We start from the raw sequence: 16007 nt of genomic DNA on the forward strand, positions 1-16007 counted from the left end.
ATCGCACATGAGGACCCTCTCCACGCTCGCCGCCGCGCTGCTGCTCGCCGGCTGCTCCATGATCCCGGCGTACGAGCGCCCCGCGGCGCCCGTCGCGGGAAGCTTCCCCTATCCCTCGGCGCAGGACGGGACGCCGGCCGCGCAACTGCCCTGGCAGGACTTCTTTCCGGACGCGCGGCTGCGCTCCCTCATTGACACGGCCCTCGCGGGCAACCGCGACCTGCGCGTGGCGGTGCTCAACGTCGCCCAGGCGCGCGCGCAGTACGACATCCGCAACGCGGACCGGCTGCCGACGGTGGGCGTCAGCGCCAGTGCGTCGCGCTCGCCGAGCGCGATCACCGGCGACCAGGTGAACAGCTACTCGGTGAGCCTGGGCCTGAGCAGCTGGGAGATCGACTTCTTCGGCCGCGTCGCGGCGCTGAGCGAGTCCGCCCTGTCGCAATACCTGGCCACGGAGGAAGGCCGCAAGGCGGCGCAGGTCACCATCGTGGCCAGCGTCGCGAACGCCTGGCTCGCCCTCGTCGCCGACGAGGAACTGCTGGCGCTGACGCGCGAGACGCTGGGCACCCGCGAGGAAACGCTGCGCCTCACCCGCCTGCGCTTCGAGAACGGCGTCACGAGCGAGATCGACTTCCGCCTCGCGCAGTCGCTGGCGGAGAGCTCGCGCGCGGCGCTCGCGCAGACGCAGCGCCAGCGCGCCAACGACCTCAACGCGCTCGCCTTGCTGATCGGCCAGCCGGTTCCGCCCGATTTCCTCGTGGGCCTCACCACGCGCGACGTGAAGCTGCCGGACGTGCCAGCGGGCGTGCCGTCGGAGGTGCTGGTGCGCCGTCCCGACGTGCGCCAGGCGGAACGGCAGCTGCTGGCCGCCAACGCCAACATCGGCGCGGCGCGCGCGGCGTTCTTCCCGCGCATCTCGCTCACGGCGGGCATCGGCACGGCGAGCTCCGAGCTCTCGGGCCTGTTCCAGAGTGGCGCCTGGGGCTACACCGTTGCCCCGAGCCTGCTGCAGCCCATCTTCGACGCCGGCCGCAACCGCGCGAACCTGGCCTCCGCCGAAGTGTCGCGCGACATCGCGGTGGCGCAGTACGAGCGCAGCATCCAGCAGGCGTTCCGCGACGTGGCCGACGCCCTGGCCGGGCGTGCGACGTATGGGGAACAGCTGCGCGCGCTCGGCGCGGTGGCCGACGCGGAGGCCGCGCGCTTCCGCCTCGCGCGCCTGCGCTACGAAAGCGGCGTGGCCAGCTACCTGGACCTGCTGGACGCGCAGCGCGCGCTGTTCACGGCGCAGACGGCGCTCGTGCAGTCACGGCTGGCAAGCCTGCAGAACCAGGTGGCCTTGTACCGGTCGCTGGGCGGGGGCTGGACGGAACCCGTCGCTCAATAACGCACGTCGACGCGGCGCTGCAGCGTGCTGGCGAGGCGCAGCATGCGGCCGATGCGGGTCTGGGCGATGGAGGAGAGCAGGGAGGCGGCGAGGAGCATTTCTTTTCCGTCAGGCATGTCTTTCGATGCCCGTATGGTCGCTGCCCGCGCGGCCGCAGCCCGTCGGTGGACTACGGCGATCGAAGTCGCCGTGCTGCGGACAGCCGTAGGATGCGCTCGCAGCACGAAAGTACCAGGAGCCCCGCAGGGCTCCCGGTGTCAGGGCGCGTCGCCCTGGCTCGCCACCTGGTGGTAGACGCTGGTGATGGCGTAGCCCTTTTCCTCGATCTGCGCCCGCGGGTTGTCGATTTCGTACGGGTGCAGGTGCTCCACCGCGTCGTCGACGTGCACGGCTTGCTTGCGTGCCTGCCAGTCGACGTTGGTGGCTTCCTCGGGGATCGGCTGTCCCGTCGGCACGATGAGGTAGGAGAGCTTGTTGCCAGGCTCGCTGCGGCGGTAGATGTCGACGTTCATGACGGGATTCTTGGGCCACATCCGGCCGGCGCGGCGTAGGACGGCGCCCACATCCGCTCGGCCGTACGGGGAGGCGCCTAGAGCAGTTCCACGCGCTGCGCCCGGACGACGAGCTCCTCCTGGCCGAAGCGGCGCCCCAATTCGGTGCGGTATGCCGCCCACCAGGCGCGGTCGGGGTCCTCGACCATGACTTCGTAGACCACGATGTCGTCGCGGGCCACGCTCCCGCCGTTGTCGCTCCACAGCCCCTCCGCCGGGGCGCGGTTGTACGCCGTGAGCCCGCCGAAGCGGTCGACCAGCTCCTGGCGCACGGCCGCGAACAGTGCCTGCGGCTGGCGGCTGCCGTCGTTGCGGAACACGGGGAGCAGCAATTGCACGAGGTGCATCCGGCCAGCATAAGCCAGGTCCGAGGCGCCGGGGCGTGCGGCAGAGGCTGGTGCAGACTACACTGCGGGTTCCTCAAGCATGGCCGCCCGTCGATGATCGAACGTTCGCAACACAGTGTGCTCGTCGTGGACGACAACGCTGCCACACGCTATGCCACGGCCCGCAGCCTGCGGGCCGGCGGCTTCAACATCGTGGAGGCGGCGGCCGGCGCCGAGGCGCTGGAGCTGGGTGAGTTCGTGTCCGCCGTCGTGCTCGACGTGCACCTGCCGGACCTGCTGGGCTTCGAGGTGTGCCGGCTGTTGCGCAGCAAGCCGACGACGGCGCAGCTGCCCATCGTCTACCTCTCGGCGATGTACGTGACCGAGGCCGACCAGAAGCACGGCATGGAGACCGGCGGCAACGCCTATATGGTCTCGCCGGTCGACCCGGAAGCCCTGCTGGCGACGCTGGACCAGCTGATCGGCCAGCGTCCCACGCTGGCCCACTAGCTCCTAGACCACCATCGGCGTGCTCGCGCCGTCCATGGAAAGCACTGCCCCCGAGATGTAGGAAGCGCGGTCCGAGGCGAGGAACACGACCGCCGCGGCCACTTCCTCGGGCTTCGCGAGGCGCCCGAGCGGCAGCTTCTTTTCCGACTGGCGCAGGACTTCTTCCGCCGTGGTGCCGCGCAGGCGCGCATCGGCCTGCAGTCCTTCGGCCAGCCGGTCGGTGAGCGTGAGGGTGGGGTTCACCGCGTTCACGCGCACGCCGTGCGGGCCCCAGGCGGCCGCCAGGCCGGCGCTCGCCAGCATCAAGGCCGCGTTGGCGGCGCCGCCGGGCAGGTGGGTGGCCGTGGCCACCTTGCCGCCCATGCCCACCACGTTGACGATCGCGCCGCGGCCGCGCCGGCCCATGCGGCGCACGACGGGGTCCATCACGTGCACATAGGTGAAGAACTTGGACTGCATGGCATCGTGCCAGGCCTGCGGCTCCAGTTCCGCGTACGGCGTGCGCTTCGCGGCGCCGGCGGAATTCACGAGGATGTCGATGGGACCCTGCTGCGCCTCGGCTTCGTCCACCACGCGCAGCGCCGCGGCGGCGTCGCGCAGGTCGGCGCAGAAGCCCCGCACCTCGCCGCCGAGGTCGGCACGCGCGCGGTCCATGTGGCCGGGATCGCGGCCGACGAGGCTGACGCGGCAGCCTTCGCGCAGGAACTCGCGGGCGCACGCGAGCCCGATGCCGCGGCTGCCGCCGGTGACCAGCACGTGCCGGCCTTGCAGTTGCAGGTCCATCCTTTGTTTCTCCTTCAGGGGATGTCGAGCACGACGTGCCCCAGCACGCGGCCCTGTTCGACGATGTCGTGCGCCCGCGCGATGTCGGCCAGCGGCAGGCGCAGCGCAATGGTGTGGTGCAGGGCGCCGGCCTCCAGCAGCGCGCCGACTTCGCGGTGGCACAGGGCGCGTTCGTCCGCATCCATGTCGTAGACGAACAGGTGCTCCAGCCGGATCCGGTTGCGCATGAACCAGTAGGTGGGCAGCGTCGCCTCCTGCGCGCCCAGGCCGTAGACGACCACGGTGGCGCCGGAGCGCACGCAGGCCGGGTAGTGCCGCACGTTGGTCGTGAAATCCATCTCGACCACCGCATCGACGCCGCGGCCGCCGGTGAGCGCCTGCACGCGGGCGCCGACGTCCTCGTCGCGGTAGCGGATGACGTGGTCGGCGCCGGCCGCGCGTGCGTGCGCGGCCTTGTCGTCGGTACTGACGGTGGTGAGCACGGTCGCGCCCTGGCGCTTCGCCATCTGGACCGCGTAGTGGCCGACGGACCCCGCGCCACCGGACACGAGCACGGTGCGACCCGGCGCCAGCTGCGCCCGGTGAACTGCCTGCCAGGCGGTGCGCACGGGGATCCCGATGCAGGCGCCTTCCGCATCGGAGAGGCGGGTGGGCATCCGCACGGCGAGCTCCGACGGCAGCGCGATGAACTGCGCCGCGGTGCCGAAGGGCCGGTTCCACTGCGCGTTCCAGGTCCAGACGCGCTCGCCGATGCGCTCGCGCGGCACGCCTTCGCCGACCGCGTCGATCGTGCCGGCCCCATCGCTGTGCGGGATGACCAGCGGGAAGCCGAGCGCCCGGCCCATGCCGCCCTTGCGCACCTTCCAGTCGGACGGGTTCACGCCCGAGGTGGCGAGGCGCACGCGCACTTCACCCGGCCCGGGTTGGGGCGTGGGTTGATCGCCGACGGTGAGCACTTCGGGGGCCGGGCCTTGATGGGTGTAGAAGGCGGCTTGCATGGTTTGGAATTCCGGGTTGTGCGAGGAGGAGAACGCAGAGGTCGCAGAGGTTGCGCAGAGGTCGCAGAGGAATCCGGTGTTCCTCAGCCCTCCCGCGCGCGCCGCTCCAGCCCGCGCGCGAAGGCCCAGCCGAGGATGGGCAGCGCCACCGCCGGTCCCACCAGCAGCGGCAGCGGCCCGCCGTGGTCGTAAGCGTAACCGGCCAGGCTGACCCCGATCGCCTGCCCGTTGAAGAAACAGAAGGCGAAGGTGGCCATCGCCGTGCCGCGGGTGGCCGGCGCCATCTGCGTGGCATTCGTCTGCAGGGTGTTGTGCAGCAGGTAGGTGCCGAAGCCCACGGCGAGCGCGATCGGCGCGGCCAGCCAGGCGACGGGCGTGGCGTAGAGCGCGAGGAAGCCCAGGCCCATCACGATGCCGCCCGACAGCACCATGCGGCGCTCGCCGAGGCGCCGCACCACGTGGTGCGCGACCAGGGCGTAGAGCAGGCCGCCGAAGGCATACAGCGCGATGAGGCCCGAGGCCGTGGACAACGCGAGGCCGAAGCGCTGGTGCAGGTAGGAAGGCAGGAAGGCGAGCGGCCCCATGAGGATCACGCCTTCGGCGAACACCGCCAGGATGACCACGCGCGCCCACGGGATGGCGAGCACGGAGCCGAGCTGCTTCGCGAAGCCGAAGCGGCCGCCGCCGCGCACCGGCGGCGCAGAAGGAATCGTGCGCAGGCGCGCGAGCAGCAGCAGGCCCACCACGATGTAGCCGACGCAGAGCGTGCCGAAGGCGCCGCGCCAGCCCAGGGGCGAATCGGCGAAGAGTCCGCCGCCCAGCTGGCCGGCGGTCATGCCCGACAGCGTCCCCATCAGCATGCGCGCCAGGGTCGCCTGGCGCTGCTCGTAGTGCACGTGGTCGCCGATCCAGGCGATCGCCAGCGGGATGATGCCGGCGGCGGCCACGCCCCAGAAGATGCGCAGGCGCACCAGGGTCTCGAAGTCCGGCGCGAGGATGCAGGCGAGCGAGGCCAAGGCGCAGCCGAAGAGGGCGCCGCACATGACGCGGGCCTTGCCGTAGCGGTCGCCGAGCGGCCCGAAGAGCAGCTGCGAGACACCGTAGGCGACGGCGAAGGTGAGGATGACGCGGCCGGCGACGCCGGGCGTCACGGCGTAGTCGCTGGCCAGGCGCGGGATCAGCCCGTCGCAGATGCGCAGGGCGGCGCCGCTGAAGAAGCCGGCGATCGCCAGCAGCAGGATGGCGGCGCGGGTGGCGGCTTCGGGATCGGGCGCGGGGGAGGTTACTGCGGGAGAGGTCACGGAGCATCCTACAACGGCCACCGGGCGTCACTCAGCAGGCGTTGGTGCCGTCCTACGGCCGCGGCGCCGGCGAAGCGCCACCATACCGGCCATGAACCTTCCACGCGTGCAGCTCACCATCGGTGGGCATCCCATCGAGGTGTACGTCGCCCGCAGCGACGAGGAGCGGGCGCTCGGCCTGATGCACCGGCGCGACCTGCCGCAGGACGAAGGCATGCTCTTCATGTGCGATGAATGCGCCGTCCAGAGCTTCTGGATGAAGAACACGCCGCTGCCGCTGTCGATCGCGTTCCTCGAGGAGGACGGCACCATCCTGAAGATCGCCGACCTCGAGCCGCACGACCTGGAGGGCGAGTCGTCCGGGCATCCCGTGCGCTTCGTGCTGGAAGTCAACCAGGGCTGGTTCGACGAGCGCGGCATCGCGCCGGGCACGCGCATCGAAGGCCCGCTCTTCCTCGCGTCCGCCCCATGAGTGAACCCATCGTCGTCCATCCGGGCGAACCGTATCCCCTGGGCGCGACCTGGGATGGCGAAGGCGTCAACTTCGCCATCTATTCGGAGAACGCCACGCGCGTCGAAGTCTGCCTGTTCGACGCGGAAGGCAACGAGACCCGCGTGCCGCTGCGCGAGCAGACCGCGTTCACCTGGCACGGCTACCTGCCCGGCGTGCAGGCGGGGCAGCGCTACGGCTACCGCGTGCACGGTCCCTACGATCCCGACCGCGGGCTGCGCTTCAATCCCAACGTCGTCCTGCTCGACCCTTACGCACGGGCGCTCGACGGGCTGGAGAACTTCGAGCGCGGCGTCTTCGCGTACGAGCTGGGCACCGAGCGCGAGGACTACGCGATGCTGGAGCAGGACCAGCGCGGCGTGCCGCTCGGCGTGGTGGTGGACAACGCCTTCGACTGGGGCGACGACCGCTGGCCCAACACGCCCTTGCACGAGACCGTGATCTACGAGGCGCACGTGAAGGGGCTCACGCAGCTGCATCCCGACGTGCCCGAGGAACTGCGCGGCACCTACGCGGGGCTCGCGCATCCGGCCATGGTCACCTACCTGAAGAAGCTGGGGATCACCGCCGTCGAACTGATGCCGGTGCACGTGCACCTGGACGACCCTTTCCTGCTGGACAAGGGCCTCACCAACTACTGGGGCTACTCGACGCTCAATTTCTTCGCGCCGGAGCTGCGCTACAGCGCGGCGTTCAAGCGCGGCGACCCCGTCGGTGCCGTGCGCGAGTTCAAGGAAATGGTGAAGGCCCTCCACGCCGCGGGGCTGGAGGTGATCCTGGACGTGGTCTACAACCACACCTCCGAAGGCAACCACATGGGGCCGACGCTCAGCTTCAAGGGCATCGACAACCCCACGTACTACCGGCTGGTGGGCGACAACCCGCGCTTCTACTTCGACTACACCGGCACCGGCAACACGCTCAACGTGCGGCATCCGCAGACGCTGCAGCTGATCATGGATTCGCTGCGCTACTGGGTGCTGGCGATGCACGTCGACGGCTTCCGCTTCGACCTGGCGAGCACGCTCGCGCGCGGCCTGCACGAGGTCGACCAGCTCTCGGGCTTCTTCACCATCATCCACCAGGACCCGGTGCTCTCGCACGTGAAGCTGATCGCCGAGCCGTGGGACGTGGGCGAGGGCGGCTACCAGGTCGGCAACTTCCCGGTGCGCTGGGCCGAGTGGAACGGCGTGTACCGCGATTCGATCCGCGCCTTCTGGAAGGGCGAGGGCGGCCTCGCCAGCGACCTCGGCTACCGCCTCACCGGCTCCAGCGACCTGTACCAGGGCGACGGCCGCAAGCCTTCGGCGTCGATCAACTTCATCACCGCACACGACGGCTTCACGCTGCGCGACACGGTGAGCTACAACGACAAGCACAACGAGGCGAACAAGGAAAACAACCAGGACGGCCACAACGACAACCGTTCCTGGAACTGCGGCGCCGAGGGGCCGACCGACGACCCCGAGGTGAACCGGCTGCGCGACCGGCAGATGCGCAACTTCCTCGCGACGCTCCTGCTGTCGCAGGGCACGCCCATGCTGCTGGGCGGCGACGAGTTCGGCCGCAGCCAGCAGGGCAACAACAACGCGTACTGCCAGGACAACGAGATCAGCTGGTTCGACTGGGCGCAGGTGGACGGCAAGCTGCTGGAGTTCACGCGGCGGCTGATCCGCATCCGCAAGGGGCACCCGGCGCTGCATCGGCAGAAGTTCTTCTCGGGCCGCCCGATCCGCGGCAGCGACATCCAGGACGTGATGTGGTTCCGCCATGACGGCGAAGCCATGACCGACGAGGACTGGCAGAACCCGCACACGCAGTCGCTTGCGATGTTCCTCGCCGGCAACGGGCTGAAGGAGACGGACCGGCAGGGCCGCCCGCTGCACGACGACCACCTGCTGCTGATGCTCTCGGCCTCGCACGAGGACCTGGAGTTCACGCTGCCCGCCTTCCCGGAGTGCCGGCAGTGGGAGCTGCTGGTGGACACGAGCGACGACGAGGCCTCCGAGACGCACCAGGCCGGCGAGCGGACGCTGCTTCCGGCGCGGACGCTCAAGCTGTTCCGCTGTCCGCGCGACTGAGCTGCAAGCGGGCAAACGCTGGGGTGCGCTGGCGCGCAACCCAGCCTACGTGCCGCTGACGAAGCGGCGCACCGCCTCGATCACCGCTTCCGGCTGGTCCTTGTGCGGCGAATGGCCGCACTGGGGCAATTCGAGCAGTTGCGCCTGCGGCACGCGCCGCGCGATCCCGCGGATCTGCTCCAGCGTGCCGTACTCGTCGTCCAGCCCCTGGATCGCCAGCACGGGGCAGCGGATGGCGCCGATCTCCTCCTCGATGGACCACGCGCGGAAGGCCGGCGAGAGCCACACGTCGTTCCAGCCCCAGAAGGCCGAATCGACGTCCGCGTGGTAGCGCCCCAGCTTCTGCTTCAGGTCCGTGCGCAGGTAGGTCTCCCGCGCCTGCTCGATGCTGCGGACCGAGATGTCCTCCACCAGGATGTGCGGCGCGAGCACCACCGCTCCTTGCACGGCTTGCGGAAAGGCCGCGGCGTGGAGCAGGGCGATCGAGCCGCCGTCGCTGTGGCCGAAGAGCCAGGGCCGCTCGACACCGAGCGCGCGCAGCAGCGCGGGCAGCACTTCCCGGGCCTGGCGGTGCATGAAGTCCGGCAGCCATTTCTCGCCGTGCGGGCGCGGCGTGGACTGGCCATAGCCCGGGCGCGAGTACACCAGCCCGCGCAAGCCCGCCGCCGCGCACAGCCGCGCGGGGAAGTCGCGCCACATCGCGACGGAGCCGAGGCCCTCGTGCAGGAACACCATCACCGGCGCGTGTTCCGCGCCGACCCACTCGTATTCGACGCGGACGCCGTCCAGGGAAGCGAATGCCATGGGCAGCCAATATAGTGCAGGCTGCAGGAGATCCCATGAACCCGACCACCGCCCCGCGTCCCGAAGGCGCCGAGGAGATGCCGCAGTCCACCCGGCTGGACGACGTCCGCATCCGCGACGTGCGCCCGCTGATCTCGCCCGCGCTGCTGCAGCACGAGCTGCCCGCCGACGAGGCGGTGCAGGCCTTCGTGGAGCGCAGCCGCGACGAGGTCGCCGGCGTCGTGCACGGCAGCGACCCGCGGCTGCTCGTGGTGGTCGGCCCGTGTTCCATCCACGACCATGCGCAGGCGCTGGAGTACGCGCGGCGCCTGCGCGCGCTCGCCGACGAACTGCGGCAGGACCTGCTGCCCGTCATGCGCGTGTACTTCGAGAAGCCGCGCACCACGGTGGGCTGGAAGGGCTTCATCAACGACCCGCGCCTCGACGGCAGCTTCCGCATCAACGAAGGCCTGCGGCTCGCGCGGCAGCTGCTGCTGGAGGTGGCGCAGCTGGGGCTGCCCGCCGGCACGGAGTTCCTGGACCTGCTCAGCCCGCAGTACATCTCGGACCTGATCAGCTGGGGCGCCATCGGCGCGCGCACGACGGAAAGCCCCAGCCACCGGCAGCTGGCCTCGGGCCTCAGTTGCGCGATCGGCTTCAAGAACGGCACCGACGGCAGCGTGCAGATGGCGGCCGACGCGCTCGTCGCCTGCCGCTCGCCGCATGCCTTCATCGGCATGACCAAGATGGGCGTGGCCGCGGTGTTCGAGACCGAGGGCAACGCCGACTGCCACATCATCCTGCGTGGCGGCTCGCGCGGTCCCAATTACGCGGCGGCCGACGTGGAAGCGGCCTGCGCGCTGCTGCGCAAGGGCGGGGTGCTGGAACGCGTGATGGTCGACTGCTCCCACGCGAATTCGGGCAAGGACTATCGCCGGCAGCCCGACGTGGCGCGCGACGTGGCCCGCCAGGTTGCCGCCGGCGAGAAGCGCATCCTGGGCGTGATGATCGAGAGCCACCTGCGCGAAGGCAAGCAGGACCTGAAGACGGGCGTGGCGCCTGCCTATGGCGTGTCGGTCACCGATGGCTGCATCGGCTGGGAGCAGACCGAGGAGTTGCTGCGCGAGCTGGCGGCTGCGGTGCGGAAGGGGAGGGGGGGTTGAAGCGAGGACGATCGGTGGGGTTCGCTTCGCTCACCGTCCGCGGCTTCGCCGCGCCACCCTACGGCGTGCGCCGTCCGGGTGTGTGGGGTGGCGCCGCGCCGGCGGCGGAAGGTGAGCGCCAGCGAACCCCACCGTGCGGCGCTCACCCCGCCAGCCACTCGATCGCGTCCGTCAGCTCCGTGAACACGCGCAGCTGCAGCCCCTGCGACTGCGCGGCCGCCTCGCTCACGCGCGTGATCTTGTCCGGCGGAACCAGGGACGCGATCCGTTCCAGGTGCGAGAGGTAGCGGTACGCCAGCAGGCCGATGTCCCGTTGCTGCTCGGGGCCGAAGGTGCCCACCACGTCCATCAGGTTGATCAGGAGCTTGCGGTCGCCGTGCTGGCCCGTGCACTCGGCGATGTAGCGCAGCGCGGGCTCGGCGTTCTCGAGGAACGCGAGCGAGGTCACCTCCACGACCGCGAAGTTCGGGCCGTGGGTGTAATGCACGGTCGCCGTCATGCCGCGGCGCTCCCGGCGGGATGCGGGCTGCTTCTCATGGGTCCTCCCTGGCAGCCCCCATCGTACCCGGTCCGGGTGCTCCGTCAGGAGTAGCTGTAGAAGCCGCGGCCCGTCTTGCGCCCCAGGCGGCCAGCGTCGACCATTTCCTGCAGCAGGGGGGCCGGGCGGTACTTCGGGTCCTTGAATCCGTCGTAGAACACGTTCATCACGGCCAGCATCGTGTCCAGCCCGATCAGGTCGGCCAGCGCCAGCGGTCCGATGGGATGGTTGCAGCCCAGGCGCATCCCGGTGTCGATGTCCTCGGCGGTCGCCAGGCCTTCCTGCAGCACGAAGATCGCCTCGTTGATCATCGGGCAGAGGATGCGGTTGACCACGAAGCCCGGGCTGTTGCGCACCGTCACCGGCGTCTTGCCGATCGCCTGCGCGAACGCGGCGCTCGCGGCGTGCGTCGCGTCGTCCGTCTGCAGGCCGCGGATCAGTTCCACCAGCGCCATCATCGGCACCGGGTTGAAGAAGTGCATGCCGATGAAGCGGCCGGGCTGCTTCAGCACGGCGGCCAGCTGCGTGATGGAGATCGAGGAGGTGTTGGTGGCGATCGTGGCGTCCTGCCCGACGATCTCCTCGACCTGCCGCAGGATGCGCAGCTTGAGCTCGATGTTCTCGGTGGCCGCCTCGACCACGAGGTCGCAATCGCGCAGGTCGGCGTACTGCGTGCTGCCGCGCACGAGCCCGATTGCCTTCGCCTTCGCGTCCTCGCTGAGCTTCTCCTTCTTCACCAGCCGGTCCAGGCTGCCGGCGAGGGCCTTGGTGCCGCGCTGCACGGCCTCGTCGCTGATGTCCACCATCACGACGGGCAGGCCCGCGACGGCGCAGGCCTGCGCGATGCCGTTGCCCATGGTGCCGGCGCCGATGACGCCGACCTTGCGGATGTTTCGCATGACTCTCTCTCTTCCTTCTCTCACATGTTGCGGCGGTACTGCCCGCCGACTTCGAACAGGGCGCCCGTGATCTGCCCCAGCGAGCAGACGCGCACCGCATCCATCAGGACCTCGAACACGTTCCCGTTGCCGATCACGGCCTGCTGCAGGCGCTGCAGCATCGCCGGTGCTTCCTTCGCGTTGCGCGCATGGAAGTCGCGCAGGCGCTGCAGCTGCCCCTGCTTCTCTTCCTCGGTGGAGCGGGCGAGCTCCAGCTTCTCGGGGATGGCGTCGCCGTGCGGGTTGCGGAAGGTGTTGACCCCGATGATGGGCAGCTCGCCGGTGTGCTTGAGCATCTCGTAGTGCATGCTCTCGTCCTGGATGCGGCCACGCTGGTAGCCGGTCTCCATCGCGCCCAGCACGCCGCCGCGCTCGGAGATGCGCTCGAACTCGGCGAGCACCGCTTCCTCCACCAGCTCGGTGAGCTCCTCGATCACGAAGGCGCCCTGGTTCGGGTTCTCGTTCTTCGCGAGGCCCCACTCCCGGTTGATGATCAGCTGGATCGCCATCGCGCGCCGCACGGATTCCTCGGTGGGCGTGGTGATCGCCTCGTCGTAGGCGTTGGTGTGCAGCGAGTTGCAGTTGTCGTAGATCGCGATCAGCGCCTGCAGCGTCGTGCGGATGTCGTTGAAGGCGATCTCCTGCGCGTGCAGCGAGCGGCCCGAGGTCTGGATGTGGTACTTGAGCTTCTGGCTGCGCTCGTTGGCGCCGTACTTCTCCTTCATCGCCACCGCCCAGATGCGGCGCGCCACGCGGCCCAGCACCGTGTACTCCGGGTCCATGCCGTTGGAGAAGAAGAAGGAGAGGTTGGGCGCGAAGTCGTCCACGTGCATCCCGCGCGCGAGATAGGCCTCGACGAAGGTGAAGCCGTTGGACAGCGTGAAGGCCAGCTGCGAGATCGGGTTCGCGCCCGCCTCGGCGATGTGGTAGCCGGAGATGGACACCGAGTAGAAGTTGCGCACGTCGTGGTGCACGAAGTACTGGGCGATGTCGCCCATCACCTTCAGCGAGAACTCGGTGGAGAAGATGCAGGTGTTCTGGCCCTGGTCTTCCTTGAGGATGTCGGCCTGCACGGTGCCGCGGACGTTGGCGAGCACCCATTCGCGGATCTTGGCCGCCTCGGTGTCGGTGGGTTCGCGTCCGTTGTCCGCCTTGAACTTCTCGATGTTCTGGTCGATGGCGGTGTTCATGAACATCGCCAGGATCGTCGGCGCGGGGCCGTTGATGGTCATCGACACCGAGGTCGCCGGGTCGCACAGGTCGAAGCCGGAGTACAGCACCTTCATGTCGTCCAGCGTGGCGATCGACACGCCGGAGTTGCCGACCTTGCCGTAGATGTCGGGCCGCGGGTCGGGGTCGTTGCCGTACAGCGTGACCGAGTCGAAGGCGGTGGACAGGCGCTTGGCCGGCATGCCCGCGGACAGCAGCTTGAAGCGCTTGTTGGTGCGGAACGCATCGCCTTCGCCCGCGAACATGCGCGTGGGGTCCTCGTTCTCGCGCTTGAAGGCGAACACGCCGGCGGTGTACGGGTAGCTGCCCGGCACGTTCTCCAGCATCAGCCAGCGCAGGATCTCGCCGTGGTCCTCGTACGGCGGCAGCGACACCTTGCGCACGACCGTGCCCGAAAGGGACGTGTAGGTCAGTTTCGTGCGGATCTCGCGGTCGCGGATCTTCACCACGTATTCGTCGCCCGCGTACGCCTTCTGCATGTCCGGCCACTGCTTCAGGAGATGGAGCGCGTCCTTGTCCATCTTCGCGAGGCGATGGGCGGCCAGGTCGAGCGTCGCCTCCGCCGCGGGTGCGCGGCCGGGCTTCTCGAGCTTCAACATGCGCGCGGCTTCCTTCAGCTGCTGGATCTCGCGGGCGAGCTGCACCTGCTGGCGCACGCGCTTCTTGTAGCCGCGCACGGTCTCCGAAATCTCGGCAAGGTAGCGCGTGCGCGCGGGCGGGACCACGGGCGTCTGGTTCGTGCTGTGGCGTACCGTGACGGAAGGCAGCCGCCCGTCCTGCAGCGGCAGGCCCAGTTCGGCCAGGCGCGGCTTGAGCGCCTGGTACAGCGCCGTGACGCCGTCGTCGTTGAAGCGTGCCGCCATGGTGCCGAACACCGGCATCTCCTCCGGGCGCCTGCCGAAGGCTTCGCGATTGCGCTGCACCTGCTTGGCCACGTCGCGCAGCGCATCGGCCGCGCCCTTGCGGTCGAACTTGTTGATCGCGACGAACTCGGCGAAGTCCAGCATGTCGATCTTCTCGAGCTGGCTCGCGGCGCCGAACTCCGGCGTCATCACGTACAGCGGGATGTCGACGTGGGGGACGATCGCCGCGTCGCCTTGCCCGATGCCTGCGGTCTCGACGACCACGAGGTCGAAGCCGGCGGCCTTGCAGGCGGCGACGACGTCGCCGAGCGCGGCGGAGATCTCGTTGCCGTCCGAGCGCGTGGCGAGCGAGCGCATGTAGACGCGCTGGCCTTGCTGCCACGGTCCGATTGCGTTCATGCGGATGCGGTCCCCGAGGAGCGCGCCCCCGCTCTTGCGGCGGGAAGGATCGATGGAAATGACGGCGACGTGCAGGCGGTCGTCCTGGTCCAGGCGCAGGCGGCGGATCAGTTCGTCGGTGAGGGAAGACTTGCCGGCGCCACCGGTGCCCGTGATCCCGAGCACGGGGATGCGGACGCCGTCGGCGGCCATCCGCAGGTCCTGCACCAGCTTGCCGCCGGCGCTGCCGTTCTCCAGTGCGGTCACCAGCTGCGCCAGTGCGCGCCAGGCCTGCTGCGTGTGGCCCCGGATGGCGGGGAGCTCGCGCGGGGCGTGCGCCGACAGGTCCTGGTCGGCGCGCATCACCATCTCGCCGATCATGCCTTGCAGGCCCATGCGCTGCCCGTCCTCCGGGCTGTAGATGCGGGTGACGCCGTAGTCCTGCAGCTCGCGGATCTCCGCCGGCACGATCACGCCGCCGCCGCCGCCGAAGACCTGGATGTGGGCGCCGCCGCGCTCGCGCAGCAGGTCGACCATGTACTTGAAGTATTCGACGTGGCCGCCCTGGTAGGAGCTGACGGCGATGCCCTGCACGTCCTCCTGCAGCGCCGCGGTCACGACGTCGTCGACGCTGCGGTTGTGGCCGAGGTGGATCACCTCCGCGCCCATGCCCTGCAGGATGCGCCGCATGATGTTGATCGCGGCGTCGTGGCCGTCGAACAGCGAGGCGGCGGTGACGAAGCGCACCTTGTGGGTCGGGCGGTAGCTGGCGAGCGCCTTGAATTCGGCGGACAGGTCGGTCATTCGGGGGAGCTCCAGGAGAGCCGGTACCTTAATTGACGTTTACGTCAACGTCAACGAAAACCCGCCGCGGTCCTCGGTGGAAACCGTCACGACGGGCTGCGTCACCGTGGACAGCAGTTCCCTGGCGCCATCCCAGATGATCTGCACGCCCAGGCACAGGAGGATGAAGGCGGCGAGCCGGAGGAACACCACGGTGCCGGCCTCGCCGAGCGGGCGCAGCAGCACCTGCGCATAGCGGAACGCGAAGTACAGCAGCACGCCGCAGGCGAGCAGCGCCAGCAGGCCGCCGCCGATGTGGGCGAGCGTCACGGTCACCCGCGCGTCGATCAGCGAGACCCCCACCGTGATCGCCGCGGCGATGGAGCCGGGGCCGCAACTGATCGGGAAGGTCAGCGGATAGAAGGCCTGGCGCCGCGCCTGTTCGGGCGTGAAGGCGTCGGCCAGGGCCGCGCGGTCGTCCGCATGCACCGGGTCGGCGGAGAGCAGGCGCCACGCGGCGGCGGCCACGACGAGGCCACCGCCCACGCGCACGATGGGCAGCGAGATGCCGAAGAAGTCCAGCACGTAGGAGCCCACCAGCATGGAGCCCGCCAGCAGCAGGATCATGTTGCCGGCGATGCGCCGCGCCAGCAGGGCGCGCGTCTCGGCGCTCGCCCCTTCGGTCAGGGTGAGGAAGACGGGGGCGGTCGCTGCCGGATTCACGATCGGCAGGATGGCGGCGAGCGCGAACAGGAATCCGCGCCCGACGGCCCCCAGGAGTTCCCAGCTCACGGCCATGGAGTCTCTCGGTCTGGTCGGTCACGCATTCTGCACGCGGCCCAGGATGGAAAAAGGCGGCCGGAGCCGCCTTTTCGCCGTGCAT

At 69.8% G+C, this 16007-nt stretch carries 15 protein-coding genes; 5 read left to right on the top strand and 10 right to left on the bottom strand.

The genetic code is table 11. From position 1 onward, the window contains the following. The first annotated feature begins 7 nt into the window (after positions 1-7). Positions 8-1387, top strand: coding sequence for an efflux transporter outer membrane subunit (locus H8N03_RS02995; protein WP_255428018.1), 1380 nt, complete (start codon positions 8-10; stop codon positions 1385-1387). 257 nt (positions 1388-1644) lie between these two features. Here the strand turns inward: H8N03_RS02995 and H8N03_RS03000 are convergent, their stop codons facing one another. Beyond that, positions 1645-1899: a DUF6139 family protein gene (locus H8N03_RS03000; RefSeq protein WP_187074630.1), complete on the bottom strand. Its 255-nt coding sequence runs from the start codon at positions 1897-1899 to the stop codon at positions 1645-1647. A 77-nt stretch (positions 1900-1976) separates the two neighbouring features. Further along, positions 1977-2285, bottom strand: a complete 309-nt coding sequence (locus H8N03_RS03005; RefSeq protein ID WP_187074631.1) for a hypothetical protein — start codon at positions 2283-2285, stop codon at positions 1977-1979. 126 nt (positions 2286-2411) lie between these two features. Between H8N03_RS03005 and H8N03_RS03010 the strand changes: the two genes are divergently transcribed. Beyond that, entirely contained in the window at positions 2412-2774 is a 363-nt protein-coding gene (locus H8N03_RS03010) for a response regulator transcription factor (RefSeq protein WP_354005066.1), read from the top strand. Between the two features lie 3 nt (positions 2775-2777). On the opposite strand, the gene H8N03_RS03015 is transcribed toward H8N03_RS03010, so the two are convergent. The 3 genes from H8N03_RS03015 to H8N03_RS03025 form a co-directional block, all read right to left on the bottom strand. Beyond that, the gene (locus tag H8N03_RS03015) at positions 2778-3557 is read right to left on the bottom strand and encodes an SDR family oxidoreductase (protein WP_187074633.1); all 780 of its coding nucleotides are present in this window, start codon (positions 3555-3557) and stop codon (positions 2778-2780) included. A 14-nt stretch (positions 3558-3571) separates the two neighbouring features. Next, complete coding sequence (locus H8N03_RS03020) at positions 3572-4555, bottom strand: NADPH:quinone reductase (protein ID WP_187074634.1); 984 nt, start codon at positions 4553-4555, stop codon at positions 3572-3574. A gap of 83 nt (positions 4556-4638) precedes the next feature. Beyond that, complete coding sequence (locus H8N03_RS03025; protein WP_354005067.1) at positions 4639-5856, bottom strand: MFS transporter; 1218 nt, start codon at positions 5854-5856, stop codon at positions 4639-4641. 91 nt (positions 5857-5947) lie between these two features. Here H8N03_RS03025 and H8N03_RS03030 point away from each other — a divergent pair, with 91 nt between their 5' ends. Both H8N03_RS03030 and glgX read left to right on the top strand, forming a co-directional pair. Next, positions 5948-6328, top strand: a complete 381-nt coding sequence (locus H8N03_RS03030) for a DUF192 domain-containing protein (RefSeq protein ID WP_255428019.1) — start codon at positions 5948-5950, stop codon at positions 6326-6328. Beyond that, complete coding sequence (glgX, locus tag H8N03_RS03035; RefSeq protein ID WP_187074636.1) at positions 6325-8448, top strand: glycogen debranching protein GlgX; 2124 nt, start codon at positions 6325-6327, stop codon at positions 8446-8448. The genes H8N03_RS03030 and glgX overlap by 4 nt, the downstream gene beginning before the upstream one ends. A gap of 45 nt (positions 8449-8493) precedes the next feature. Here the strand turns inward: glgX and H8N03_RS03040 are convergent, their stop codons facing one another. Then, entirely contained in the window at positions 8494-9252 is a 759-nt protein-coding gene (locus H8N03_RS03040) for an alpha/beta fold hydrolase (protein ID WP_187074637.1), read from the bottom strand. A 35-nt stretch (positions 9253-9287) separates the two neighbouring features. Between H8N03_RS03040 and H8N03_RS03045 the strand changes: the two genes are divergently transcribed. After that, positions 9288-10394, top strand: a complete 1107-nt coding sequence (locus H8N03_RS03045; RefSeq protein WP_290428151.1) for a 3-deoxy-7-phosphoheptulonate synthase — start codon at positions 9288-9290, stop codon at positions 10392-10394. 142 nt (positions 10395-10536) lie between these two features. On the opposite strand, the gene H8N03_RS03050 is transcribed toward H8N03_RS03045, so the two are convergent. The 4 genes from H8N03_RS03050 to H8N03_RS03065 form a co-directional block, all read right to left on the bottom strand. After that, positions 10537-10893, bottom strand: coding sequence for a SpoIIAA family protein (locus tag H8N03_RS03050; RefSeq protein WP_187074638.1), 357 nt, complete (start codon positions 10891-10893; stop codon positions 10537-10539). Positions 10894-10976: 83 nt separating this feature from the next. Next, positions 10977-11831 (bottom strand): 3-hydroxybutyryl-CoA dehydrogenase, encoded by an 855-nt coding sequence (locus H8N03_RS03055; RefSeq protein ID WP_187074639.1) that lies wholly within the window; start codon positions 11829-11831, stop codon positions 10977-10979. 20 nt (positions 11832-11851) lie between these two features. Beyond that, a complete protein-coding gene (gene icmF, locus H8N03_RS03060; protein WP_187074640.1) occupies positions 11852-15145 on the bottom strand; it encodes a fused isobutyryl-CoA mutase/GTPase IcmF in 3294 nt (1097 codons plus the stop codon). A 39-nt stretch (positions 15146-15184) separates the two neighbouring features. Next, a complete protein-coding gene (locus H8N03_RS03065) occupies positions 15185-15916 on the bottom strand; it encodes a MarC family protein (RefSeq protein WP_435531647.1) in 732 nt (243 codons plus the stop codon). Between the last annotated feature and the right edge of the window lie 91 nt (positions 15917-16007).

The sequence above is a fragment of the Ramlibacter cellulosilyticus genome (assembly GCF_014297465.1).
Classification (GTDB): Bacteria; Pseudomonadota; Gammaproteobacteria; order Burkholderiales; family Burkholderiaceae_C; genus Ramlibacter; species Ramlibacter cellulosilyticus.